The organism is Komagataeibacter oboediens (genome assembly GCF_003207815.1).
Classification (GTDB): Bacteria; Pseudomonadota; Alphaproteobacteria; order Acetobacterales; family Acetobacteraceae; genus Komagataeibacter; species Komagataeibacter oboediens.
Genome location: NZ_NKTX01000002.1, coordinates 130,150 through 155,317 on the forward strand (window position 1 = coordinate 130,150; position 25,168 = coordinate 155,317).

Genomic DNA, 25,168 nt, shown 5'->3' on the forward strand with positions numbered 1-25,168 from the left:
CCCGTAACGTATGCCACATGGCGTTCATATGGCTGTTTCCGACAAGACCCGGCATGACCCGCCGGAACGTTCCGCCGCCGCGACCCTGCGCGGCCTTCTGCCCTATCTGTGGCCCCGGCATGACCCGCGCACACGCCTGCGGGTGGTGGGCGTATGCATCCTGCTGATCGCGGCCAAGGTCGCCACCATTGGCGTGCCCTATGCCTACAGCCGGGTGATCGACGCCCTGCAGCCTGCGGCGGGGCGGGCAGCCATGATGCCGCTGGTGCTGATCGTGGGGTACGGCCTGCTGCGCATGGCGGCGGCGGGACTGGGGGAACTGCGTGATGCGCTGTTTGCCCCGCTGCGCTACCGCATAAGCCGGATCGCGGCCATGCGCAGCTTCACGCACATGCACCAGCTTTCGCTGCGTTTTCACCTCAACCGCCAGTCGGGTGGAGTGACGCGGGCGATCGCACGCGGGACGGAAGCGATCGAGACCCTGCTGCGTGTGGGGGTGTTCAACGTGGCGCCGACCCTGATCGAGGCGTTGATGGTCATTGTCGTGATCTGGCGGCTGTTCGACTGGCGGTACGCGGTGGTGATGCTGGTGGCGGTGGCGGCGTACGTGCTGTTCACCATCAAGTTCACGTCGTGGCGGATCGGGCTGCGGCGCCAGATGAACGACATCAACAGCGAAGCAAGCTGGAAGGCGCTGGACAGCCTGCTGAATTACGAGACGGTCAAGTATTTCGGCAATGAGGAACACGAACGCAGGCGCTACGAGGACGCCCAGCGACGCTACGAGACCGCTGCCGTCCGTACCCAGATCTCGCTCAACGGGCTCAATTTCGGACAGGCCGCGATCATCGCCACGGCCCTGATCATCGTCATGCTCATGGCCGGGCGAGATGTGGAGGCAGGGCGCATGACGGTGGGGCATTTCGTGCTGGTCAACACCTATCTCATGCAGCTTTACCTGCCGCTGAACTTCCTGGGCAGCGTGTATTCCTCGCTGCGCAATTCGCTGGTGGACCTTGAACACATGTTCGCCCTGATGGATGAACAGGCCGACATTACCGATGCCAGGGACGCGCTGGACCTGCCCGCGCGGCTGGATGAAGCACCTGCGGCCGACATCCGTTTCGAGGACGTGCATTTCAGCTACCGCCCCGACCGCGAGATCCTGCGCGGGATCAGCTTCCATGTCCCTGCGGGCCACAGGGTGGCCATTGTCGGGCCGACGGGGGCGGGCAAGTCCACGATCAGCCGCCTGCTGTTCCGGTTCTATGACGTGACATCGGGCCGGATCCTGATCGACGGGCATGACATACGTGATTATTCGCAGGCGGCCCTGCGCGGGGCCGTGGGCGTCGTGCCGCAGGACACCATCCTGTTCAATGATACGATCGGCTACAACATCGCCTATGGCCGCCTGGGCGCCACGCAGGCGGAGGTGGAGCAGGCGGCGAAACTGGCCTGCATCCATGATTTCATCATGACCCTGCCCGAAGGCTACGCCACCCGGGTGGGCGAACGCGGGCTGAAGCTGTCGGGGGGTGAAAAGCAGCGCGTGGCGATCGCGCGCACCATCCTGAAGAATCCTCGTGTCCTGCTGCTGGATGAGGCGACGAGCGCGCTCGATACCCGCACCGAGCAGGACATCCAGACCGCCCTGCATACGGTGGCCGCCAACCGCACGACCATCATCATCGCCCACCGGCTGTCCACCATTGTCGATGTGGATGAAATCCTTGTGATGGGGCAGGGGCGGATACTGGAGCGCGGTACCCACCGCGCCCTGCTGGAACGCGGCGGCCTGTATGCCGAAATGTGGGCGATACAGGCCGAGGAAGACGCCGCCGGGGCCTGATCCGCCCCCACGCAATAATGGTGTGTGCATGCCCGTCCCGCACTGGTCAGCGGCGGCAAGGAAGTACATATCAGGAAGAACGCTAGAAGGAGCCGTGACATGACGGACACGAACAACCAGCCCCCCGAAGGGGACGCGATCCCCCCCGAACTGAGCCATTGCGGCGCGGTGGTGGACAAGGCCATCGAATACATGCTGGGTGAAAACCTGCCGCCGGTGGCCATTGCCTCCGCGCTGCTGGGCGGGTCACTGGGGCTGCTGTCGCGCACCATGGGGCGCGAGACCATGCAGGCCATGCTGGAAAACGCGCTGCACAGCGTGCAGGCGGGCGAACTGCACCCCGACCACGACCAGAAGGCAGGTTGAGCCAGCAGGGGGAAAGTGGGGGCGAAAAGTCACGCTTTGCCCCCCATGCCGGACAAAAAACGCCGAATCATGCTTATGCATCTTGACTGTTGGCGGTGGTTTGGCGATAAGCCGCGCCTAATCTAGACGATCCTTGCCGGGCATTTATGCCTCGGCCACAGCTATATCCGAGGATGATAAAATGTCTCGCCGCTGCCAGATCACAGGCAAGGGCGTGCTGACGGGCAACAACGTCAGCCACGCCAACAACAAGTCCCGTCGCCGCTTCCTGCCCAACCTGCAGGAAACCTCCCTGCTGTCCGATATCCTCGGCACGGCGGTTCCCATGCGCATGACCACCAACGGCATCCGCACGGTCGAGCACAATGGCGGCCTGGACTCGTTCCTGCTGTCCACCCCGAACCGCAAGCTGACGCCGGAAGCCCTGACGGTGAAGCGCCGCATCCTGCGCGTTCAGGAAAAGAAGGCCGCAGTCGCCTGATACGCGACCGGGCCGTCCGCCGCCCCGCATGCGGGGTGGTGGCGGCCCGTCTGTCGTAGATAAAGCCTGACTGAGGTCTGGTGCATTGTTCCGCTGTGCCGGTCTGCGTCGTCCATGTTGAAAGAGACTGAGGGCGGAAGCAGCTTACGGTTCCGGCAGGCGCGAAAGGGAAGGGTTCCCGTTCGCGCCCGTGTTGTCTTGTGGAGGTTCCCCCGTGTCCGCCAAGTCTGATCTGTCCCTGATTCGCAATATCGGTATTACCGCGCACATCGATGCCGGCAAGACCACCACCACCGAGCGTATCCTGTACTACACCGGTGTGTCCCATAAGATCGGTGAGGTGCACGAGGGCAACACCACCACCGACTACATGGCGCAGGAGCGTGAGCGCGGCATCACGATCACCTCGGCTGCCGTGACGTGTGAGTGGGAAGGCCACCGCATCAACATCATCGACACCCCGGGCCACATTGACTTCAACATCGAAGTCAACCGTTCGCTGCGTGTGCTCGATGGCGCGATCTTCATCATCGAAGGCGTGGCCGGCGTGCAGCCGCAGTCCGAGACCAACTGGCGTCTGGCTGACCGCTACAACGTGCCCCGCATCATCTTCATCAACAAGCTGGACCGTACCGGCGCCGACTTCTACTACGCCTTCAGCACCCTGAAGGAGAAGCTGGACATCGTCGCGATCCCGCTGCAGCTGCCCATCGGCGCCGAAGAAAACTTCGTCGGTGTGGTCGACCTGATCGAGATGCGCGCCATCGTCTGGGAAGGTGGTGAGCTGGGTGCGAAGTTCCATTACGAGGAAATCCCCGACGACCTGAAGGAAAAGGCCGCCGAAGCGCGCCAGAACCTTCTGGACACCGCGCTGTCCGTTGATGACGCGGCGATGGAAGAATACTTCGACAAGGGCGACGTGGACGTTGCGACGCTGAAGCGCTGCATCAAGAAGGGCACCATCAAGGGTGATTTCCGTCCCGTGCTGTGCGGCACCGCGTTCAAGAACAAGGGCGTGCAGCCCCTGCTTGACGCCGTCATCGACTTCCTGCCCGCGCCGGACGACGTGGAAGGCATCCGCATCGCCCCGCCGGAAGATGAGGAAGTTGACGAAAACAAGCTGCCGATCATCCCGGTTGATCCGGATGGCAAGTTTGCCGGCCTGGCCTTCAAGATCATCAACGACAAGTATGGCACGCTGACCTTCGTGCGCGTCTATCGTGGCGTCCTGCGCACCGGTGACACCGTGCTGAACACCACGAAGGGCCACAAGGAACGTATCGGTCGTATCTTCCAGATGCACGCTGACAAGCGTGAGGAACTGAAGGAAGTGCACGCTGGTGACATCGCTGCCTTCGTGGGCCTGAAGGACACGCAGACGGGTGATACGCTGGCCGATTCGTCTGATCCGGTCGTGCTGGAACGCATGAGCTTCCCGATCCCGGTCATCGACATCTCCGTCGAGCCGAAGACGAAGGATGCGGTCGAGAAGATGACGCTGGCGCTGCAGAAACTGTCCGGTGAAGATCCCTCGCTGCGTCTGAAGACCGATCAGGAAACCGGCCAGACCATCCTGTCCGGCATGGGCGAACTGCACCTCGACATCATCATCGACCGCCTGCGTCGTGAATATGGCGTGGATGCGAACATCGGCGCGCCGCAGGTTGCGTATCGCGAAACCATCACCCAGGCGCACACCGAAACCTATACCCACAAGAAGCAGTCGGGTGGTTCGGGTCAGTTCGCCGAAGTGAAGATCGAGTTCGCGCCGGTCGAGCGTAACGAAGGCATCTCCTTCGAGAACAAGGTCGTCGGTGGTTCGGTGCCGAAGGAATACATTCCGGCGGTGGACAAGGGTATTCAGGCGCAGGCTTCGACCGGCGTGCTGGCTGGCTTCCCCACGGTGGACTTCAAGTTCACGCTGCTGGACGGTAAGTACCATGACGTCGACTCCTCGGCGCTGGCGTTCGAAATCGCGGCAAAGGCCTGCTTCCGTGAAGGCATGAAGAAGGCCGGTCCGGTCATTCTCGAGCCGATCATGGATGTGGAAGTGACCACCCCGAACGATCATGTTGGTGACGTGGTGGGTGACCTCAACCGTCGTCGTGGCATGATCCAGAGCCAGGAAACCTCCGGTTCGACGGTCATGGTCCGTGCAATGGTGCCGCTGAAGGAAATGTTCGGCTACATCTCGCACCTGCGTTCGATGACCAAGGGCCGTGCATCCTTCACGATGCAGTTCCACCACTACGATCCGGTGCCCCGCAACGTTGCGGAAGAGATCATGGCGAAGTCCGCCTGATCTTTCTCGAAAGAGAGCATCAAAAGGAAACCGGCCTTCCGAAAGGGGGCCGGTTTTTTTTGTGCCTGCCCGCAGGAAGCAGAAAATATGCGGTTGGATGGTGTCGTCAGATGTATGTAAGGAAAGTCGGTGGCTCCATGGCATGCGCGCGTGTCGTTCAGCACGGTTTTTTTGTGTCGGACCGGAAGCCGGTAACTGCCCTGCGGGGCTGTAGATGACTCAATCTGATCGAACGTTCATGGACAGCCGAACGGTTTCGGGCATTGCGGCGTGTCATGAACGGTGCTGACGTTTCCCGCAGTTATACGATGGCCGCGCTCTCCCGCAGCGGTGACGGACGATACGCAGATGGCGTGAACGGGCAGGGGAACGGTTTCCGCTGCCTGACAGCAGTATTCCGCCAGATGGGTTCGTCGTTCAGGTGACGGATGGGGCCCGGCCCGTTCGGGTGATGTGGCGCCGGGAAAGACGATCAGGCGATGATCTTCATCCACCTGTCCGCCAGATGGCGGACGCGGCCATCATGCTCCAGCTTTTCCAGATGGGCATGCAGGTTCAGTCGCGCTGCCCGGCGCAGGCCGGGACGCAGGTTGTGGTACATGCTGTCCACAATGTCATCCAGCGTGCGCGGTCCCACCGGCAGCAGCGCCAGGATGCTCTCTTCGCGTGCACGGCGGTGGGCGACCAGTCCCTCGATACAGGCTTTCACATGCGGTATCGCCGGGCCGTGCGCTGGCAGCAGCAGGTGGGCGTCGCGTTGCAACAGGTAGTCCATGCTGTCCAGGAACTGCTGGACCGACCCATGCGGGGCAGGGGGCATCATGGTGGTGGACCATCCCATGACATGGTCCCCGGTGAAGATGATGCCATCTGCCGTCTCCAGGCAGATGTGATCGCTGGCGTGCCCCGGCGTGTACAGCACCCTCAGTCCCGCAATTTCATCTTTGTCCCGCAGTCCGGTATCGGGGGTGAAGGCCGGTTCCGCGCTGGCATGAAAGCCGCAGACCGGAATGCCCAGCCGTGCCCCCAGCGGTCGCGCCCCTTCAAGGTGGTCACGATGGGTATGGGTCAGGATGATGTGGGTCACGGGACGATCCCCCGCAGCCGCCACCAGTGCGTCAAGATGGGCCGGGTCCGCGCTGCCGGGGTCAATGACCACGCACCCCCCGGCATGGTCCACCAGCCAGCTGTTGGTGCCATTACCGGTCATGGGGCCGGGATTGTTCGCCACGACCCGCCGTATGGCGGGGGTCTGGGCTAACGCCACGCCATAGGGCGGGGGCGGTTCACTGATCCGCCACCCGTTGCGCGACGTCCTGGGGGGATTAGCCAAAGGCGCCGACATGGTGCATCACCCCGGTGCTGATTTCGCGCACCATCTGGAACAGTCGCTGCATCGGCTCGAAAATCTCGGTATATTCGCGGTGATAGGTGCCTTCCTGCCGGGGGCCGTGCGGTTCATGGAAATCAAGGTCGAAGCTGCCGTCCGAACGGTAGGGGAAGATCTGTTCCAGTTCCGCCAGCACGCCGGGGATTTCCAGGCACAGCACCTTCAGCGTCAGCACATCACGCGAAAACGCATGCCGGGGTGAGAAATAGGGCACGCGCGTGGACAGCATCCAGATCTGCTCGATGATCGCGATGCGGATGGCATGCAGCAGCAGTTCATCGGGCTGCATGCGCGGGGCATCCGGCCATGCGCGGCGCAGTGCGAGGTGATCGGACTGGATACGCCGGAACATGGCCTGCGTGCTGGCCCAGAAATCAAGGTTTTCCAGCCCGTGCATAAGCGACAGGCAGGCTTCCTGCCGGGCCGGGTCCTTCTGCGTGGTGGCGCGTTCCAGCCACATATCGGGGTCCAGCAGCCGGATGACACCACGCAGCACGCCGTGATCGGAATGGGCCAGCCCGTGGGCGGCAAAGTCCATGGCGCGACGGAAACGGGGGCTTTCAGCCAGATATTTCTCGAACGTTTCGGGATGGCGCGCCGCCGCCGTGCCCAGCCCCTGCAATGTGTTCGCGCACCATGCAAGCTGCTGCAGGATGGCGTTGTTGGGAATGGCGCGAAGCTGGCTGGGGTGCTTGATGCGGGTCACGGTCGATGCCGCGTCGCTCTGTCGCGCGGACGGGCGCGATCCGGTCTTGTCGATCAGCGATGGCCCGAACGCGCCCAGAAGGGCAGCGTAGCCAGGGTCTTCCACCAGCCCGGTCATGCCATTGGCGATGGTGGCGAAGAAATCGGCCGAAAAATCGGGTTCGTCATAAACCGGGTCGCGGTCCAGCGTGGTGGTGGCGAAGGCATGTTCGGCAATGATGCTGACGGTGGCATCCGCCAGTGTCTGCGTGCCGAACAGAAGGTAGCCGTCCCCGCCCTGAAAGGCCGTTTCCTCGCGCATCTGGATCCCTGCACGGGTGAAGCGCGCGCGGGCATGCGGCGGGGAAAGGTAGTCGAAACGGTCCGCCAGCCGGTAGGGGTGCGCGCCACGGCCAATGCTTTCGCCGTGGGTGTCGAACAAGATGACCTCCACAAACGCCAGGTCCCACTTGCGCAGCAGGTCGCATACCTTGATGCGCAGCCGTTCGATCAGGTAGGTCGCGGCCAGCTGGCCCACATACCGCCCGGAGTCGGAAAAGCCGAACTGCAGGCTGAGCTTGCGCGTGCGCTGCAGGTAGGCGCGCCAGTGGGGGGAGCGCAGGGCCTCCTCCATGATCTGCTCGCCGTTTTCCAGTGCTTCCTGCGTCTCGAACAGGGGCGAGATCTCGATCATGTCCTCCACCCCGTACAACCGCGCCAGCCATAGCGCGGTCAGCAGGGTGTAGCCGGTCTCGGTCTCGGCAATCAGGAAGCGGATGGGGCTGGTGCGGTCGATGTGGCGCAGGATCTGGCGCACCGTCATCATCAGCCGTCCCGCGCTGGCCTGTTCCATCAGCAGCGATCCGAAGTCGATCTCGATCGGGGTCACGGTTTCCAGCGCTTCGTTCATGCGGCTGATCAGCGCGCGGCGCTGGGCCGGGATGTCGGGGTTGTCGGTAATGCCCAGACGCTGGCGGGCGATGTTATGCAGCTGTGTCGCGTTCAGGCGCGTATGCGTATGCGCCGCCGACAGGCCATGCGCCATGAAGCCCGCGCGCGCCACGACCAGCGCCATCTTGTCATCAGGGGCGGCGGCGTCGATCGCTTCGCTGAAGGCGGCGTTCAGGTCGTTGGTGCTGGTCAGCGCATCGGCGCTGCGGGTGATCAGCACATCGGCAAAGCGGGACACCGCCTCGGGTTCCGGCCCGGTGGGGCAGGCGGCGATCTGGGCGGCCACGGTGTCCAGCGCGGTCTGGATGCGGGGCAGCAGGTCGTTGGCGCAGCTTGTCACGGGTTCGATCTGGTCATGCAGGCGGGCAAGCTGCATTTGCTTCATGCGCAGCCGCAGGCGCAGCGTGTCCCACCACCCGATATCGGTGCGCCCGTCGGTATCGTAGCCGACCCAACTGGTCATGATGATGGGACGCGGCGCCAGCGTGGCCCACAGCTGCGGCCAGTGGGTCCGCGCTTCGGACAGCAGGATGGTGTTCAGCCGGTCCAGCGCGTTGCGCCCGCGCAGGATGGCCTGCGTCGCCAGCGTGAACTCCTCATCCAGCGTGGGCGGTCCCACGCGGCGGTGGGTCAGGAAGGCGGGCACGTGCGCCGGGGCCGTGGCAGGATTGGCGGAGGCAAGGTCCGCCAGCGCCTCGTATACCGGGTTGGCCAGCGCGAATGTGGGGTGCGCGGTAAACACGGCGGCGAAGCGGCTGCGTTCGATCGCGGCGCGGAAGCGGGCGATGGGCACGGGGCTGTCATCGGGGTCCGGCTGTACGATGCGACGGGCGACGTCACGCATGCGCGTGGCCACCGCCCCGTCCTCGGGGCCGTCCAGATAGGCGGCGATATGGTGCGCGCGCCCGGCAAAGGCCCGGTCGCGCAGCAGGCGCACGATTTCCTCCACCGTGTCCATCGACAGGGTGCCACCGGCCATCTGCCGGCCGATCTGACGCGCCAGCGCCATGACCGGGCTGCCGGTTGCGGTCTCGTCATGGCTGGTAATCAGTCGCTCCGCCTGGTGCAGCAGGTCAGAGACAGTCCGCGCGGCGGCTTCGGTCATCGTGTTGTCCTGTCATGAAAAAACGTCATGGTTTCCCCAAATCCCATGTTCGGCGGCGGGCCGCAATGTCCACCATGGCATATTCACGCCTATTTGGCGCGTTACACCGAGTGTTGCTTGGGCTGGAGGGGAGACAATGGTATCAAGGACTTCATGAACGGTATTCCACAAACGGATCAGGACGCGCGGCGTACGCTGCAACGTCACAAGCGGTCTGCGACCGGCCTGCTGGCAGTCATGGCGGGACTTACGGTCGCGGGGTACGCCCTGCCGCAGATGGGCTGGCTTGCGGAACGTCCGTGGCTGGAAATCCTGCGTTCGGGCACCAAGGCCGGGGTCGTGGGCGGCCTTGCCGACTGGTTTGCCGTGACCGCGCTGTTCCGCAGGCCCATGGGCCTGCCGATTCCGCATACCGCCATCCTGCCCGCGCAGAAGGAGCGCCTGGCGCAGGCGCTGGGGCGGTTCGTCTCGACCAACGTGTTCACGGAACAGGAAGTCGCGGCCGCGTTCAGCCGCATCGACCTGCCCTCCATCATCGGCAACATACTGCAGGAGCCGGAGACGCTGGACATGGTCAACCGCGCCGTGCTGGGGTCCGTGCCGCACGTGCTGGACCGGCTGGAGGACGGGCGGGCCAGTTCCGCCATCGCCCGTCTGCTGCCGACCCTGCTGGGGGGGGAGGAAATCGCCCCCGTCGTGACTCGCAGCCTGCGTGCGATGGTGGAAGGGGACTGCCATCAGGAAGTGCTGTCATTCCTGCTGTCGCGGCTGAAAGAGGGGATCAAGGCCAAGGAACCCGCCCTGCGCATGATGATCGAGGAACGCGTGCGCGAACAGGGTGGTCGCGTACTGGGCTGGGCCATTGGCGGGTCGATCGCGACCAAGGTGCTTCTGGCGGCGGGACAGGAACTGGACCGGATCGACCCGCAGAATTCAGAATTGCGTGAGGGATTCACCACGTGGGTCCGCACCGAGATCGACCGTATCGAGCAGGACCCCGTGCGCCGGCGCGAAATTACGGACGCCGTGATGGGCGTGCTGACGCACGACAGCGTGCGCGGATGGAGCAGCGACGTCTGGCGCCGCCTGCGTCGCCTGATCGAGGAGGACATGAGCAAGGGGGACACCGGGTGGCTGTCCTCGCTCGTGCGTGATGCGCTGCAGCGTCTGGCGGACCAGATGTATCATGACGCCAGCATGCGCAAACGGGTCGAGGATGGCGCGCGCGGCATGATCATGGGCAGCCTGCCCTTCCTGCGGGACCGCATGTCGCGTTTTATTTACTCGGTCGTGAATGGCTGGGATGCAGAAAGCCTGAGCGACCGCCTGGAACTGCGGGTTGGCAAGGATCTGCAGTATATCAGGCTGAATGGCACGCTGGTCGGGTTTCTGGCCGGGTGTGGGCTGTCCGTGCTATTACAGCTGATATTCGGAACCGGGATCGGATAAGGCATGACCGCAGGGTACGATTGGACTTGACGACGCGCGGCTGGTAGCCCATCTGAAACTTCAGGAAACAGTACTGTTCCGGTCCAATTAGCCATGGCCACCGGAACGGACGGGAGAGCGGAATGCTGAAACTGTCGAAACTGACCGATTATGCCGTCGTGGCTCTGGTCCGGCTGGGGCAGAAGAACGAGGTCACGACCTCGCCTGTCCTGTCGCGTTCGACGGGCATCCCCGAACCCACCGTGGCCAAGGTGCTCAAGATTCTGGCGACACAGGGCATCGTGACCTCGCAGCGCGGGGCGCGTGGCGGCTACAGGCTTGCCCACCCGCTGGAGGAAATCTCGATCGCATCCGTGATCCAGGCGATCGACGGCCCCATATCGCTGACGACATGCGTGGATGGCGGGGATTGTGACGCCCGTTCCACCTGTGGCCTGGGTGGCCAGTGGGACATGGTCAACGCTGCCATCCGCAACGCCCTGTCCGCCATTACGCTGGCGGACATGAAAAACCATACAGTCATTGACAGACTGGGCGGCCTGCAGGCGCCGTCCATGCCCGGCGGGCCCGCGGCCACGGCCTGAAACAGGGGAGGAAAGACACATGCCGGCAGTAGCCGAAACCCGCAAGACGGTCGAAACCCTGGGCCAGAACACCTATAAATGGGGGTTCGAGACCGATATCGAAATGGATATCGCGCCCAAGGGCCTGAATGAAGATACGATCCGGCTGATCTCCACGCGCAAGAACGAACCGGAATGGCTGCTGGAATGGCGGCTGAAGGCGTACCGGTCATGGCTGGAAATGCGTGAGCCGACATGGGCCAAGGTCCATTATCCGCCCATCGACTATCAGGACGTGCATTACTACGCCGCCCCGCGCAAGAAGCCCGGCCCCAAGTCGCTGGAGGAAGTCGACCCCGAACTGCTGCGTACGTATGAGAAGCTGGGCATCCCGCTGCATGAGCAGGCGATGCTGGCAGGCGTGGAAGTGCCCGAAGGACAGGAGGCACGCGCACCGGTCGCGGTTGACGCCGTGTTCGACAGCGTGTCCGTCGCCACCACCTTCCGCAAGACGCTGCAGGAAGCGGGCGTGATCTTCTGCCCCATTTCCGAAGCGGTGCAGGAACATCCCGAACTGGTGCGCAAATACCTGGGCAGCGTGGTGCCGGTGACGGACAATTTCTATGCTGCGCTGAATGCTGCCGTGTTCACTGATGGTTCTTTCGTGTTCGTGCCCAGGGGCGTGCGCTGCCCGATGGAACTGTCCACCTATTTCCGCATCAATGCCCGCAATACGGGGCAGTTCGAGCGGACCCTGATCGTGGTGGAGGACGGGGCTTCGGTTTCCTACCTTGAAGGCTGCACCGCGCCCATGCGCGATGAAAACCAGCTTCATGCCGCCGTGGTGGAACTGGTGGCGATGGAAGATGCCTCGATCAAGTATTCCACCGTGCAGAACTGGTACCCCGGCGATGAAAACGGGAAGGGCGGCATCTACAACTTCGTGACCAAGCGCGGCGCGTGCCGTGGCGCGCGGTCCAAAATTTCATGGACGCAGGTGGAAACCGGCTCGGCCATTACGTGGAAATACCCGTCATGCATCCTGCAGGGTGAGGGATCGGTGGGCGAATTCTATTCCGTCGCCGTGACCAACAACCATCAGCAGGCTGATACCGGCACGAAGATGATCCATATCGGGCGCAATACGCGTTCGACCATCATCGCCAAGACCATCAGCGCGGGCCAGTCCGACAGCACCTATCGCGGGCTGGTGCGCATGATGCCCAAGGCATCGGGCAGCCGTAACTTCACCCAGTGCGACAGCCTGCTGATCGGGGATCGGTGCGGGGCGCATACCGTGCCCTATATCGAAAGCCGCAACATGTCCGCGCGCGTGGAGCATGAGGCAACGACATCCAAGATATCAGAAGACCAGCTGTTCTACTGCCGCCAGCGCGGCCTGTCGGAAGAAGATGCGGTGGGTCTGATCGTGAACGGGTTCTGCAAGGACGTTCTGAAGGAACTGCCGATGGAATTCGCGGTGGAAGCACAGAAGCTTCTGCAGATCAGCCTAGAAGGCAGCGTGGGCTAACAGGGATTGAAAGACGTGAGCAAGCAATTCGTAAGCATCAATGGCCTGTGCGCCCGTATTTCGGACGGGGAGACCCACAAGGACATCCTCCGTGGCGTTGACCTGGAAATTCCCGCGGGCGAGGTGCACGCCATCATGGGGCCGAACGGTTCGGGCAAGTCCACCCTGTCCTACGTGCTGGCGGGGCGTGAGGATTATGAAGTGACCGCCGGTTCCGCCACCTTCAGGGGGCAGGACCTGCTGGCGCTGGAACCCGAAGAGCGCGCGGCCCTCGGCCTGTTCCTTGCGTTCCAGACACCGGTTGAACTGCCGGGTGTGAACAATGCCAACTTCCTGCGCACCGCCGTTAACGCCGTGCGCCGCGCGCGCGGGCAGGAGGAACTGGACGCCGTGGCCTTCCTCAAGGCCGTGCGCAAGGAGACGAAGCATCTGTCCATGTCGGACGAGATGCTCAAGCGCAACGTCAATGTCGGCTTTTCGGGCGGGGAGAAGAAGCGCAACGAAGTACTGCAGATGCGCATGCTCCAGCCGTCCTTCGCCATTCTGGACGAAACGGACAGCGGGCTGGACATCGATGCCCTGCGCATCGTGGCCGAAGGGGTGAACTCCCTGCGCTCCCCCGATTTCTCGGCGCTGGTCATCACCCATCACCAGCGGCTGCTGGATTATATCGTGCCCGACCGCATCCATGTCATGGCGAAGGGCCGGATCATCCACAGTGGTGGTCCCGAACTGGCCAAGCAGCTTGAGGCGCAGGGTTACGCCCAGTTCCTGTCGGAGGCGGCGTGAACGCCATTGCACCGGTCGGGGTCAACGCTGCTGCCTTTCTCGACCGGGGTGACGTAAAGGCCAATGCACAGCGGCAGAAAGCCGCTGATTTCCTGCGCCATGCCGGCCTGCCGCGTGCGGGGGTGGAAGCGTGGAAATACACATCCCTGCGCGCGCTGGCCGATGTGCCGTTCGCAGCCGCGCCGCAGGCGGTGGATGGCAGCGCCGTCGATACCCTGCTGGCGGAAGTCGAGACCATTTCCGGCCTTGGCGCGGCTGCCAGCCGTGTCGTGTTCGTGAACGGATATTTCGATGTCGGCCGGTCGCGACTGCCCACGGGCGTCAAGATTTCGACGCTGGCCGCAGGCACGCTGCCTGATGACGGGATCGACCCGGCGGGGGATGTCACCACCGCGCTGAATACCGTCCTTGCGCGCGACGGGCTGGAACTGGTCGTGCCGGAAGGCGTGGATGCGGGCTGCCTGCTGCTGGTCAGCATCGGCATGACGCAGGAGGCCGCGCCGGTGTCCTTTCACCCGCGCCACCGCATTGTGGTGGAAACGGGGGGCAGGCTGGCGCTGCTGGATGCGTCGGTCGGTCGTGGGCAGTATCTGCACAATCCGCTTTATGACATTGCCGTTGCGCAACAGGGTTACCTGTCGCACGCCCGCATCCAGGCGGAAGGCAAACAGGCGGTGCATCTGGCGGTCAGCCATGCCCGCGTTGCCGCGGGGGGCGTGTATGACAGCTTCACGCTCACGCTGGGGGCCAGCCTGTCACGGCATGAAGTCCATGCCGGACTGACGCAGGCGGGGGCCAGCGTGCATGTCAACGGCGCGCAGCTTCTGTCCGGCCACCAGCATGGCGACCTGACCAGCGTGATTACCCATGCCGCCCCGGACTGCGTATCACGCCAGACGATCAAGAACGTCCTGTCCGATCAGGCGCGCGGGGTGTTTCAGGGCAAGATCCTTGTCGAGCGGATTGCCCAGAAGACCGATGGCTACCAGATGAACCAGGCGCTTCTGCTGTCTGACGGCGCGGAAATCGACGCGAAGCCGGAACTGGAAATCTACGCCGATGACGTGAAGTGCAGCCATGGCGCCACCGTTGGCGCGCTGGATGATGACCAGCTGTTCTATCTGCGTAGCCGTGGCATCCCGGATGCGACCGCGCGGTCCATCCTGATCCGCGCCTTCCTGCATGATGTCGTGGATCAGATTGATGACCAGCGGCTGAAGGACAGCCTGAACCTTGCCGTAGAGGCATGGTGGACGCGGGAGGTCGCATAATGGACCAGACTGTCACCGGCCCCACGGATATCGCGGGCAGCCTGCGCCGGATCCGGGCCGATTTCCCGATCCTGTCGCAGAAGGTGCATGGCAAGGACCTTGTGTTTCTGGACAGTGCGGCTTCGGCGCAGAAGCCACGGCAGGTCATTGATGCCATGGCGGACACCATGCGCACCCAGTATGCCAATATCCACCGTGGCCTGTACTGGATGAGCGAACGCACGACGGAAGCGTACGAAGCCGTTCGCGATCAGGTAGCGGCCTTTCTTGGCGCCGGTGCGCGGGAGGAAATCATTTTCACCCGCAACAGCACCGAGGCGATAAACCTTGTCGCCCATTCCTTCGGTTCGCTGCTGAAGCCGGGGCAGGTGGTGCTGGTGTCCGAAATGGAACACCATGCCAACCTCGTGCCGTGGCAGATGCTGCGGGACCGCACGGGTGTCGAACTGCGCGTGACGCCCATTACCGATGACGGCGCGCTGGATATGGACGCGCTGGAGCGCAACCTGTCCGACGGACGGGTGGCGCTGGTGGCGATCACCCATATGTCCAATGTACTGGGCACGATCACCGATGCCCGCGCCATTGCCGACATGGCGCATGCAGCCGGGGCGAAGGTGCTGTTCGATGGCAGCCAGCTTGCCGTCCATCGCCGGGTGGACGTACGTGCACTGGATGCCGATTTCTATGTCGTGACCGGCCACAAGCTGTATGGTCCGACCGGCATTGGTGTGCTGTGGGCACGACGCGAGATCCTTGATGCCATGCCGCCTTTTCTTGGCGGCGGTGACATGATTTCCACCGTATCGTTCGAACGCTCGACATGGGCCAGTGTCCCGCACAAGTTCGAGGCAGGCACCCCCGCCATTATCGAGACCATTGGATTGGGTGCAGCCCTTGCCTATATCGAATCCATCGGCTTCGATGCGATTGGTGCGCACGAGGAAGCCCTGACGGCCCATGCGCTGAAGGCTCTGGGCAATGTCAGCGGACTGAAGGTGATCGGGACCGCGCCAGACCGGGGCGGGGTGATTTCATTCACAATGGACGATGTCCATCCGCATGATATCGCCACCCTTCTGGACCGCAACGGGATCGCGGTGCGGGCCGGCCACCATTGTGCCGAGCCGCTGATGCACAGGTTGGGGGTTACGGCCACGGCGCGTGCCAGCTTCGGTATTTACACCACGCCGGAGGAAATCGACTTCCTGGCCGCCACGCTGGAACAGATCCGCGGCTTTTTTGTCTGATGGCGTAAGTGGGCATGGCGCAGGATGATCTGTATCGCACCGTAGTGCTGGAACGGGCCAGGACGCCGCGTTACGCTGGTCCACTGACAGGCGCGGACAGGCATGGGGAAGGATCAAACCCCCTGTGTGGTGACCGGGTGAAGCTGCAGGCCAGTGTCGATGCGCAGGGACGGATTGCGGCAGTACGGCATGAAACGCGGGGATGTGCGATCTGTGCAGCCTCTGCCGACCTCATGGCCGAACGGGTAACGGGGCAGAAGCCCGCGCATGTCAGCCAGTTGCATGCCGAACTTGTGACGACCGTTGAAACAGGTATCGCCCCGGAGGGTTTGGGCGACCTTTCGGTTTTTGCGCCATTGCACCGGCATCGCTCACGTATCCGCTGCGCGATGCTGCCGTGGTCGGCACTGATCGAGATGCTCAATGATGATAAAGACAGGTGAAGGTCTCATGGACGAGAAAAATCAGGTAGAGCCTGCCATCGGCATGGCAGAGGGAGCCGGGCATTTCTCCCTTGAGGTCGAGGGAACGCCCACCCCGCACGCGGAACCCGTATCGACATGGACGCCGGACGGGGAAAAGCCCGCTGATCCCCCGAAGGATGCCAGCGTACCCGATGAGGAGACGGTCATCGCCGCAATCGCTACGGTGTATGACCCGGAAATTCCGGTCAATATCTACGAACTCGGCCTGATTTACGCCATCGACCTGCATGATGATGGATCGGTCAAGGTCGAGATGACGCTGACAGCCCCCAACTGCCCCAGTGCGCAGGAACTGCCCGCGCAGGTCAAGGAAGCAGTGGAAAAGATCGATACGGTTACCACCGCCACGGTTGAAATCGTGTGGGAGCCGCCATGGGACATGTCGCGCATGAGCGAAGATGCGCGTCTTGCCCTGAACATGTTCTGAACCCAGCAAGGGGAACGTGCCATGACTGAACAAAACGCCACGACCACAACTGCCGCGCCGCGCCGTGCCCTGCCGCCACTCATGACCCTGACGGACCGGGCGGCGCAGCGGCTGGAAAAACTGTACCAGACCAACCACGCCGGACACCTGCTGCGTATTGCCGTCTCGACCAAAGGCTGCTCGGGTCATGCCTATGACATGAGCTTTGTCGAGCAGGCCGGGCCGGGTGATGAAGTGGTGGTGGACAAGGGGGTGACCCTGCTGGTGGACCGCAAGGCAACACTGTTCCTGATCGGGTCGGTCATGGACTATGAAGTCAAGCAGCTTGAGTCAGGTTTCACCTTCAGCAATCCCAATGAAAAGGGGCGCTGCGGGTGTGGGGAAAGCTTCCACGTCTGACGTATCGATGAACAGACAGAAGTTTCTGGGTGCCGCTTTTTTGAAGGTGGCGTTCCCTGAAGCTTTCTGAAAACAGCTTCACCAAAACCTTTTGCAGGTTTACCGCCGGTTACGGCGGCTTGCCCCCGGCAGGGTCAGCACGCACACGGATTCGACCTCTGCTGACCACAGAAACTGATCAATGACCGTGACACTGGCCAGACGGTAGCCTGCGTCACGTAATGGCGTCAGATCCCGCAGCATGGCCGCAGGGTTGCAGCTGACATAAATGACGCATGGCGGCCTGCCCGCCGCGATCTGGGCAATCTGCGCACCGGCCCCGGCATGGGGTGGGTCCAGTACCACTGCCGCAGCCTTGGCCAGGTCGGTCGCCATGACCGGCTGCCGGTTCAGGTCACGCAGCGCGGGCAGGACGCGCGTGCCGCCGCTGGCCTGCTTCAGGCAGGCAAGGGCCGCACGATCACCGTCATAGGCATGGACCTTCGCGTGTTCAGCCAGTGAGAAGGAAAGCGTGCCACAACCTGCATATAATTCGATTATGCCCGCCTTCAGCCCCTTGCGTGGCAGACCCGCCAGAACGGCTGACTTGATAAAGGCCTCACCCGCCCGTGCGGGCTGCAGGAACGCACCCGGTGGTGGAACGACACGCACGTCATCAAAATGATGGAAGACCGGGCCGGTCAGCGCCAGCGTTTCCGGTGGCCGTCCCTGCAGGGAAATGCGGGGGATGCCATGCTTTTTGCCAAACTGCGCCAGAATGCGCCGGTCGTTGGCGTCTGGCGTGCCGTCCATCGTAATCAGCAGGTCGGGGCCGCTATCCAGCAGGTTGATCTGGATGTCACCGCCTGCACGCACGGCCGGAAGCGAATGCAGCATGGCGCGCAGGGGGGGCAGCAGGGCAAACAGCGTGGGGTCGAGCAATGTGCATTCGCTCATGTCGACCACATCGCCACGGCGGCGATGCAGCCCCAGCACGATCTGCTTTTCGGCCCGGCGGAAGGCCAGATCGACCCGGCGCCTGCCATGCGGGCTGACCTGATGGGCCTGCAGGGCGGGAATGGGATCAAACCTCGCCCGTTGCAGGGTTTCGGTCACGCGACCGGTTTTCCATTCCAGCAGGGCAGGGAGCGCCATGTCCTGAAGCCGGCACCCGCCACAGGCACCGAACAGATGGCAGGGGGCATCCACGCGGTCGGCACCGGGCACCACAATGCGATCAAGCGTGCCGTGCGTGCCATTTTGGGCCGCCAGCAGGATTTCATCACCCGGTACCGTGCCGGGCACGAATATCCGTCCCTGTGGGGTCTGGGCCATGCCATCCCCATCATTGCCGAGTGCCACCACCCGGATGGCATTCGTCACCGCGTTCTCCATTCCCTGTTTATCGCCTGCTGGCTGCGTGCCTATTCGTCCGCTGGGATGACGGACTTTTCCCGGCGCGGCAACTGCATGAAGGCCGGGACATCATTGCCAAAACCGGTAACCGGCTGGTCGGGGGCCGACGGCAGCAGCCCGGACTCGCGACGCGTGGAAGGCTGGGTGGCAGACGACCCTGCCGTGCCCCCCTGCGACCGGCGCGATTTGCGCGGTGCGGGCGCGTCCCCGGTCGTGGCCGTGGGGGCAGCCGGGGTTGCGGCAGGCGGCTCGGTTGCGGCGGCGGGTTTGCGGGTGGACTTGCGGCGGCCATTGCCCGTGCGGGGTTCTTCCGACCAGTCCAGCGTTTCCACGCCGGGGATTTCGATTCGGGGAATGGGCTTGCCCGTCAGTTTCTCGATTGCCATGACAAGTGCCTCCTCATCTGGCGTGGCCAGCGTGTAGGCATGGCCGGTGCGGCCCGCGCGACCGGTGCGGCCGATTCGGTGGACGTAATCCTCGGCATGGAACGGCACGTCGAAATTGAACACATGCGACAGGCCGCCAATGTCGATTCCGCGCGCTGCGATATCGGAACAGACCAGGATCTTCAGTTCGCCACTCTTGAACGCCTCAAGTGTCGAAAATCGCAGCGACTGGGCGAGGTCGCCATGCAGCGGGCCTGCCGAAAATCCATGCTTGACCAAGGATTTGCACAGTACATCGACATCGCGCTTGCGGTTGCAGAACACGATGGCGTTCTGCATGTCCGACGCACGCAGCAGCTTGCGCAGTGCGCGGCGCTTTTCCTTGGCGTCGACAATGGCCAGCCCCGTCTCGATCGTCGAGGCGACGGAGGAGGGGCGGCTGACCGTGATTTCCTTGGGGTTGCGCAGGAACATGTCCGCAAGCCTGCGGATTTCCGGCGCCATGGTGGCGGAAAAGAACATGGTCTGCCGCAGCGGCGACAGCATGGCCACGATCTTCTCGATATCGGGGATGAAGCCCATGTCCAGCATGCGGTCCGCTTCATCGATCACCAGCAGCCGGGTCTGGGTCAGCAGCAGGCCGCCGCGTTCAAACAGGTCGATCAGCCGCCCCGGGGTGGCGATCAGCACGTCAACGCCACGGTTCAGCACTTCCTTCTGTTCCGCCATGCTTTCGCCGCCGATCAGCAGCGCATGGGTCAGCTTGAGGTGCTTGCCGTAATTGACGAAATTTTCCGCGACCTGCAGTGCCAGTTCACGCGTCGGCTCAAGGATGAGCGAACGCGGCATCCGTGCGCGTGCCCGCGACCCCGACAGAATTTCCAGCATGGGCAGGGTAAAGGACGCGGTCTTGCCGGTCCCGGTCTGCGCAACGCCAAGGACGTCGCGGCCCATCAGCACATACGGAATGGCCTGCGCCTGGATGGGGGTGGGATGACGGTATCCCATCTCATCAATGGCCTGCTGGATGGGCTCGGACAGGCCGAGTTCCGAAAACAGGGGCTGTGCTTCCTGTTCCGCGGTATCTGCAGGTGCGGGGGTGTCAGTAGGGGCGACCCCGTCCGTGCTGGCGGCGGGGGCTGGGGCTGCCGCCTTCTTTGCGGAGCGGGCCGGGGCGGAGGACGTTTTTTTGGCGCTCAAATTACTCTCGAACGTATCAGCAGATGAATATGGCCCCGTCCGATTGCCACCGTGTCGCGCTGTATCAGGCTGCCGTCCCTGATGTACCTGCAGCAATGCAGGGAAGGGGAGTGCGGCATGTCGGGGTTGGAAACCCTGATGTGCCACATTCCCCGTGCCTACCCATATTTGCAACGGAAATCAAGGGGACGTGAGGGGTTTCTCCCTGATTTCAGAATGGATGGGCCAGGCAGCCACAGATGATGGTCAGCACGCCGATGCCGGTGTTGAGCATGACCAGCGAGCGGATCGAGTCGAACGTGCCCTGCTGCGGGCGCAGTGCCCGGCGCGCCTTCTGGTAGGGGCCGAAATAGATACGGGCGAATATGCCCGCCATGATCAGCCCGAACAGCTGCATGAGGTTGATCGGCCATGGCACCACCGCAAACCCGCCATCGTGATAAATCAGGAGCCACCCCGTAATCAGCACCGTCGGCATGGTATGCCATACGATACGGAAGAAGCGGCCGAGCGTCTGCAGGTGGACGGAGGCGCGCTGCGTTCCGTCCAGCAGGCCGAGGCTGGGCTTGAGCACGAAGGCCGCATAGATCATGCCGCCAACCCAGGCCGCCATGCCGGTTATGTGGAGTGCGAGCACAAGGCTCCAGACTATGGAATAGGACATGACGCCTCCTTGCGGGGGTAGATGGATAAAGAAAGAACAATCCGTGCCACGGGACAGGATCCGGAATGCTTGTTTCCCCATTCCTGTATCATGCGCAAGGCCACTCACGCAGCCAAAGTTGCCGAAAGGGGTAAGGACATCATGACCATGGATGAAACAGCACATATGGCCGCACGCCACCTGCTGCTGCCCACGCCCGATGAAATGGGGCACATCGATGCCGCCGCCGCGCGCCATGTGCCGGTCGCGACGCTTATGGAAAACGCGGGCCGGGCCGTGGCCCGCGCCATCCGCCGGCACATGCGCCCATGCCGCGTGTTGGTGCTGTGTGGTCCGGGCAACAACGGTGGTGACGGGTATGTGACCGCGCGCAGGCTGGCGGAGGAAGGGTGGCCGGTCTCGGTTGCGGCCATGGCGCCTCCGCATCCCGGCGGGGACGCGGCTGCCGCGGCCGCGTTGTGGCGTGGGCCGGTCGTGGCGTTCACGCCTGAGAATGCCGCCCGCTTCGATCTGGTGGTCGATGCGGTTTTCGGCGCGGGGCTGAGCCGGGATATCGGCCCGGACGTGGCCTGCGTGCTGAAGGCTGCCCCCCGTGTGGTGGCGATCGACATGCCAACGGGCGTGGACGGCGCGACCGGCGCGGTCCGGGGATACGCGCCCCAGGTGGAGATGACGGTCACGTTCTGCAGGCTCAAGCCGGGGCACCTGCTGCTGCCCGGCCATACGCTGTGTGGCCGGACCATGCTGGCGGATATCGGCATTGGGGAGGACGCGGTGGCGTCGGTGCCGATTCGCACCTGGCATAACGCGCCGGGCCTGTGGCGCACGCCCGCCTGTGGGCCGACCAGTTACAAATACAGCCGCGGCGTTGTCAGTATATGTGGCGGGCGCGAAATGCCCGGTGCGGCCCGGCTGTCGGCGGCGGGTGCGCGGGCGGCGGGCGCGGGGCTGGTGCGGCTGGCCGTGGGTGACGGTGCGGAGGTCTACCGCATGACCGCGCCGCCGGGGCTGATCGTGGATTCCGGCGCGCTGGACGTGCTGCTGCAGGATTCGCGCAGGCATGTATGGGTCTGCGGTCCCGGCCTGTCGGTGGATGAGGTGGCGGCGACCTTCCCCGCGCTGGTGCGTGCGGGCCGCGACGTGATCGCCGACGCCGGGGCGTTCACCATGGCGGCAGGCCAGCCCGATCGGCTGAAGGGGGCAGCCATCATCACCCCGCATATCGGTGAGTTCTCGCGCGTGTTCGGCAAGCCCGGCGCGGACCGTGTGGCGGCGGCACGGCAGGCAGCGGTGCGCACGGGGGCCGTTGCCGTCATGAAGGGGCCGGACACCATCATCGCCAGTCCCGACGGGCGTGTGGCGATCAACAGCCACGCCACCCCCATGCTGGGCACGGCAGGGTCGGGCGATACGCTGACGGGAATCATCGCGGCCCTGCTGGCGGCGGGCATGCCACGCTGGGATGCGGCCTGCGCAGGGGTGTGGATGCATGGCGATGCCGCCCTGCATGCCGGGGAATGGCCGATCGCCGAGGATTTTGACCGCCACCTGGGCGCGGCACGGGCACGGGCGGAGGCTGCCGCGCAAAAAGTTTTCGGCTGAAAACGCCATTCGGGCCGCGTGGGATATTGCCCCATGGCCAATGGTGCGCTAAAGCCCCGCGCTTACAGCCTGGGCACAGTGCGGGCGTGGTGGAATTGGCAGACACGCCAGATTTAGGTTCTGGTGACGCAAGTCGTGGGGGTTCAAGTCCCTCCGCCCGTACCAAGATGCCGGCAAGTCGCGTTATGCGAGCAGACGTGGTGGCCAGACCGGCCTATTGCGTTCTTTGACACGTTCTGACCGAGAGGATGGCCTGGCAGATGCAGGTTACTGAAACGCTTTCCGATGGCCTGAAGCGCGGGTTCACCGTTACGGTGCCTGCTGCGGAAATCGAGAGCAAGCGCACCGCGCGCCTGAAAGAAGTTGGACAGTCCATGAAGCTGCCGGGCTTCCGCCCCGGGAAGGTGCCGATGAGCATCCTTCAGCAGCGTTTTGGCGAATCTGTTCAGGGCGAGGTCCTGGAGCAGGTTGTCAGCGAAGCAACCCGCACCCTGCTGGATGAGCGCGGCCTGCGCCCGGCCATGCAGCCCAAGGTTGACCTGGTTTCCGGCAGCGAGCCGGGCAGCAAGGAAGACCTGAAGTTCACGGTCGAATTCGAGGTCCTGCCCGAAATCACCATCCCCGACCTGTCCGACCTGTCGCTCGTGCGCCTCAAGTCCGAGGTGAACGCCGAGACCGTGGACAAGGCGCTGAATGAAATCGCAAGCCGCCAGCGTGAGTTCGAGAAGGTTGAGGAAGACCGTCCCGCCGCCACCGGCGACGTGGCCGTGGTCGACTTCGTGGGCAAGGTCGACGGTACGGCGTTCGAAGGCGGTTCCGCCGATGACGTGAGTGTCGAACTGGGCGGCGCGGGCTTCATTCCCGGTTTCGCCGAGCAGATCGAAGGCATGAAGGTCGGTGACGAAAAGGTGATCACCGTGACCTTCCCCGCCGATTACGGCGCGGAACACCTTGCGGGCAAGGAAGCCACCTTCGACATCAAGCTCAAGGAACTCCGCCGTCCGGTCGAGGCCAAGATTGATGATGAACTGGCCAAGAAGCTCGGCTTCGACGGGCTGGAACAGGTGCGTGAACTGATCAGCAAGCAGGTTGGTCAGGAATACGAACAGTTGTCCCGCCTGCGCCTGAAGCGCGAACTGCTGGACAAGCTGGCTGAAAAGACCGATTTCGAAGCCCCTCCAGGCATGGTCGATGCCGAGTTCTCCCAGATCTGGAACCGCATCGAGGAAGACCGCAAGGCCGGTCGCCTGGATGAGGAAGACAAGGACAAGGACGAGGACACGCTGCGCGCCGACTATCGCAAGATTGCCGAACGCCGCGTGAAGCTGGGCCTTCTGCTGGCGGAAATCGGTCGCGTGAACAACATCACCGTGACGCAGGAAGAAATCGTGCACGCGGTTCGCGCCGAAGCCTCGCGCTATCCCGGTCAGGAACAGGCCGTGTTCGAGTACTTCTCCAAGAACCCGCAGGCTGTTGATGGCCTGCGTGGCCCGATCTTCGAAAACAAGGTCATCGACTACATTGTCGAGCTGGCGAAGGTCGAGGACAAGGACGTGACGCCGGAAGAACTGGCCGAAATGCCGGAAGCTGACGTCTGATCCGCTTTCGCGGCATAGATGGCGCATACGGCGCGCGGAAGGGGACTTCCGTGCGCCGTATGTGTTTGCGGACAGGTGAGTACGCACAGTTTGTCACCCCCGTTCATGGCAAAATGACGCGGGTGGGGTGGTATCTGGCGTGTTTGTCTCTATTTTGTCATAAGTAACCGGGAAGGGTCCGGCTGCGTCCGTGCTGTCCGCGCATCATTTGCCGCCAGCCGTGCGCGGGGTGGGCCCTTGCTTTTCAGGATCGGGAATATGGCTATGAGGGATCGGGATCCCGTAGAGATCTTCAATAACGCTCTGGTGCCCATGGTGGTGGAGCAGACCTCCCGCGGGGAACGGGCATTCGACATCTATTCCCGCCTTCTGCAGGAACGGATCATCTTTCTGACCGGGCCTGTCTATGATCAGGTTTCAGCCCTTGTGTCGGCGCAGCTGCTTTATCTGGAAAGCGTGAACCCGACCAAGGAAATCTCGTTCTACATCAACAGCCCGGGTGGCGTGGTGTCGGCGGGGCTGGCGATTTATGACACCATGCAGTACATCCGCTGCCCCGTCAGCACCGTGTGCATCGGGCAGGCCGCGTCCATGGGGTCGCTGCTGCTGGCCGGTGGGGAAAAGGGACGACGATTCGCGCTCCCGAACTCCCGCGTCATGGTGCATCAGCCCTCTGGCGGTGCGCAGGGACAGGCCAGCGACATCGAAATCCAGGCGCAGGAAATCCTGACCATCCGCAAGCGCCTGAACGAGATCTACAAGGAGCATACCGGCCGCACGCTTGAGGAAATCGAGCAGAAGCTGGAACGCGACAGCTACATGTCGGCGGAAGAAGCGCAGGCATTCGGGATTGTGGATGAAGTGGTCCGTCGTAACGTTGCATCAAAACCTGCGGAGTAATCTGCATAAGGAAGCGCGCATACGGGCGCGCTTCCTGCCACTGTGGGTGAAAATCACCTGCGGTGTGCCGGGGCGGTACCACCCGGCCGCAAGGTATGGAGAAGTTCCCCCGCGTGGGAATAGGAGCG

At 63.3% G+C, this 25,168-nt stretch carries 21 protein-coding genes and 1 tRNA gene; 17 read left to right on the forward strand and 5 right to left on the reverse strand.

Going from position 1 to position 25,168, the window contains the following annotated elements:
* Positions 1 to 10 precede the first annotated feature (10 nt).
* The 4 genes from CFR80_RS02520 (at position 11) to fusA (ending at position 5,001) form a co-directional block, all read left to right on the forward strand.
* Complete coding sequence (locus CFR80_RS02520) at positions 11 to 1,852, forward strand: ABCB family ABC transporter ATP-binding protein/permease (RefSeq protein ID WP_010512912.1); 1,842 nt, start codon at positions 11 to 13, stop codon at positions 1,850 to 1,852.
* A gap of 99 nt (positions 1,853 to 1,951) precedes the next feature.
* Entirely contained in the window at positions 1,952 to 2,218 is a 267-nt protein-coding gene (locus CFR80_RS02525) for a hypothetical protein (protein WP_010512913.1), read from the forward strand.
* Positions 2,219 to 2,399: 181 nt separating this feature from the next.
* Entirely contained in the window at positions 2,400 to 2,699 is a 300-nt protein-coding gene (rpmB, locus tag CFR80_RS02530; protein WP_010512914.1) for a 50S ribosomal protein L28, read from the forward strand.
* A gap of 214 nt (positions 2,700 to 2,913) precedes the next feature.
* Positions 2,914 to 5,001, forward strand: a complete 2,088-nt coding sequence (gene fusA / locus CFR80_RS02535; RefSeq protein ID WP_010512915.1) for an elongation factor G — start codon at positions 2,914 to 2,916, stop codon at positions 4,999 to 5,001.
* A gap of 472 nt (positions 5,002 to 5,473) precedes the next feature.
* Here fusA and CFR80_RS02540 read toward each other — a convergent pair whose 3' ends face one another.
* Both CFR80_RS02540 and CFR80_RS02545 read right to left on the reverse strand, forming a co-directional pair.
* Complete coding sequence (locus tag CFR80_RS02540) at positions 5,474 to 6,346, reverse strand: MBL fold metallo-hydrolase (RefSeq protein ID WP_110507068.1); 873 nt, start codon at positions 6,344 to 6,346, stop codon at positions 5,474 to 5,476.
* A complete protein-coding gene (locus tag CFR80_RS02545; protein WP_010512918.1) occupies positions 6,327 to 9,131 on the reverse strand; it encodes a phosphoenolpyruvate carboxylase in 2,805 nt (934 codons plus the stop codon). Before CFR80_RS02545 ends, CFR80_RS02540 begins: the two co-directional genes overlap by 20 nt.
* A gap of 153 nt (positions 9,132 to 9,284) precedes the next feature.
* On the opposite strand from CFR80_RS02545, the gene CFR80_RS02550 reads away from it, so the two are divergent.
* The 9 genes from CFR80_RS02550 (at position 9,285) to CFR80_RS02590 (ending at position 17,295) form a co-directional block, all read left to right on the forward strand.
* Entirely contained in the window at positions 9,285 to 10,580 is a 1,296-nt protein-coding gene (locus CFR80_RS02550; RefSeq protein WP_010512919.1) for a DUF445 domain-containing protein, read from the forward strand.
* Positions 10,581 to 10,702: 122 nt separating this feature from the next.
* On the forward strand, positions 10,703 to 11,164 hold the full coding sequence (locus CFR80_RS02555) for an SUF system Fe-S cluster assembly regulator (RefSeq protein WP_010512920.1): 462 nt from the start codon (positions 10,703 to 10,705) through the stop codon (positions 11,162 to 11,164).
* Between the two features lie 19 nt (positions 11,165 to 11,183).
* The gene (gene sufB / locus CFR80_RS02560) at positions 11,184 to 12,674 is read left to right on the forward strand and encodes a Fe-S cluster assembly protein SufB (RefSeq protein WP_010512921.1); all 1,491 of its coding nucleotides are present in this window, start codon (positions 11,184 to 11,186) and stop codon (positions 12,672 to 12,674) included.
* 15 nt (positions 12,675 to 12,689) lie between these two features.
* Positions 12,690 to 13,463 (forward strand): Fe-S cluster assembly ATPase SufC, encoded by a 774-nt coding sequence (gene sufC / locus CFR80_RS02565; RefSeq protein WP_010512922.1) that lies wholly within the window; start codon positions 12,690 to 12,692, stop codon positions 13,461 to 13,463.
* Positions 13,460 to 14,734, forward strand: a complete 1,275-nt coding sequence (gene sufD, locus CFR80_RS02570) for a Fe-S cluster assembly protein SufD (RefSeq protein WP_010512923.1) — start codon at positions 13,460 to 13,462, stop codon at positions 14,732 to 14,734. Before sufC ends, sufD begins: the two co-directional genes overlap by 4 nt.
* Entirely contained in the window at positions 14,734 to 15,984 is a 1,251-nt protein-coding gene (locus CFR80_RS02575; RefSeq protein WP_010512924.1) for an aminotransferase class V-fold PLP-dependent enzyme, read from the forward strand. Before sufD ends, CFR80_RS02575 begins: the two co-directional genes overlap by 1 nt.
* A gap of 14 nt (positions 15,985 to 15,998) precedes the next feature.
* Positions 15,999 to 16,427, forward strand: a complete 429-nt coding sequence (sufU, locus tag CFR80_RS02580) for a Fe-S cluster assembly sulfur transfer protein SufU (protein WP_010512925.1) — start codon at positions 15,999 to 16,001, stop codon at positions 16,425 to 16,427.
* A 7-nt stretch (positions 16,428 to 16,434) separates the two neighbouring features.
* Entirely contained in the window at positions 16,435 to 16,896 is a 462-nt protein-coding gene (locus CFR80_RS02585; protein ID WP_010512927.1) for an SUF system Fe-S cluster assembly protein, read from the forward strand.
* Positions 16,897 to 16,917: 21 nt separating this feature from the next.
* Positions 16,918 to 17,295: a HesB/IscA family protein gene (locus CFR80_RS02590; RefSeq protein ID WP_010512928.1), complete on the forward strand. Its 378-nt coding sequence runs from the start codon at positions 16,918 to 16,920 to the stop codon at positions 17,293 to 17,295.
* Positions 17,296 to 17,394: 99 nt separating this feature from the next.
* Here the strand turns inward: CFR80_RS02590 and CFR80_RS02595 are convergent, their stop codons facing one another.
* The 3 genes from CFR80_RS02595 to CFR80_RS02605 form a co-directional block, all read right to left on the reverse strand.
* On the reverse strand, positions 17,395 to 18,669 hold the full coding sequence (locus CFR80_RS02595; RefSeq protein WP_110507069.1) for a class I SAM-dependent RNA methyltransferase: 1,275 nt from the start codon (positions 18,667 to 18,669) through the stop codon (positions 17,395 to 17,397).
* Positions 18,670 to 18,698: 29 nt separating this feature from the next.
* Positions 18,699 to 20,276 carry a DEAD/DEAH box helicase gene (locus CFR80_RS02600; protein WP_010512930.1) on the reverse strand — a complete coding sequence of 526 codons (1,578 nt, stop codon included), beginning with the start codon at positions 20,274 to 20,276 and terminating at the stop codon, positions 18,699 to 18,701.
* Between the two features lie 211 nt (positions 20,277 to 20,487).
* Positions 20,488 to 20,940: a CopD family protein gene (locus CFR80_RS02605; RefSeq protein WP_010512931.1), complete on the reverse strand. Its 453-nt coding sequence runs from the start codon at positions 20,938 to 20,940 to the stop codon at positions 20,488 to 20,490.
* Between the two features lie 141 nt (positions 20,941 to 21,081).
* Between CFR80_RS02605 and CFR80_RS02610 the strand changes: the two genes are divergently transcribed.
* The 4 genes from CFR80_RS02610 (at position 21,082) to CFR80_RS02625 (ending at position 25,040) form a co-directional block, all read left to right on the forward strand.
* Positions 21,082 to 22,542 (forward strand): NAD(P)H-hydrate dehydratase, encoded by a 1,461-nt coding sequence (locus tag CFR80_RS02610; RefSeq protein WP_010512932.1) that lies wholly within the window; start codon positions 21,082 to 21,084, stop codon positions 22,540 to 22,542.
* Between the two features lie 80 nt (positions 22,543 to 22,622).
* A tRNA-Leu gene (locus tag CFR80_RS02615) sits at positions 22,623 to 22,707 on the forward strand.
* Between the two features lie 95 nt (positions 22,708 to 22,802).
* On the forward strand, positions 22,803 to 24,140 hold the full coding sequence (gene tig / locus CFR80_RS02620; protein ID WP_010512933.1) for a trigger factor: 1,338 nt from the start codon (positions 22,803 to 22,805) through the stop codon (positions 24,138 to 24,140).
* 264 nt (positions 24,141 to 24,404) lie between these two features.
* On the forward strand, positions 24,405 to 25,040 hold the full coding sequence (locus CFR80_RS02625) for an ATP-dependent Clp protease proteolytic subunit (RefSeq protein ID WP_010512934.1): 636 nt from the start codon (positions 24,405 to 24,407) through the stop codon (positions 25,038 to 25,040).
* Positions 25,041 to 25,168: the final 128 nt, after the last annotated feature.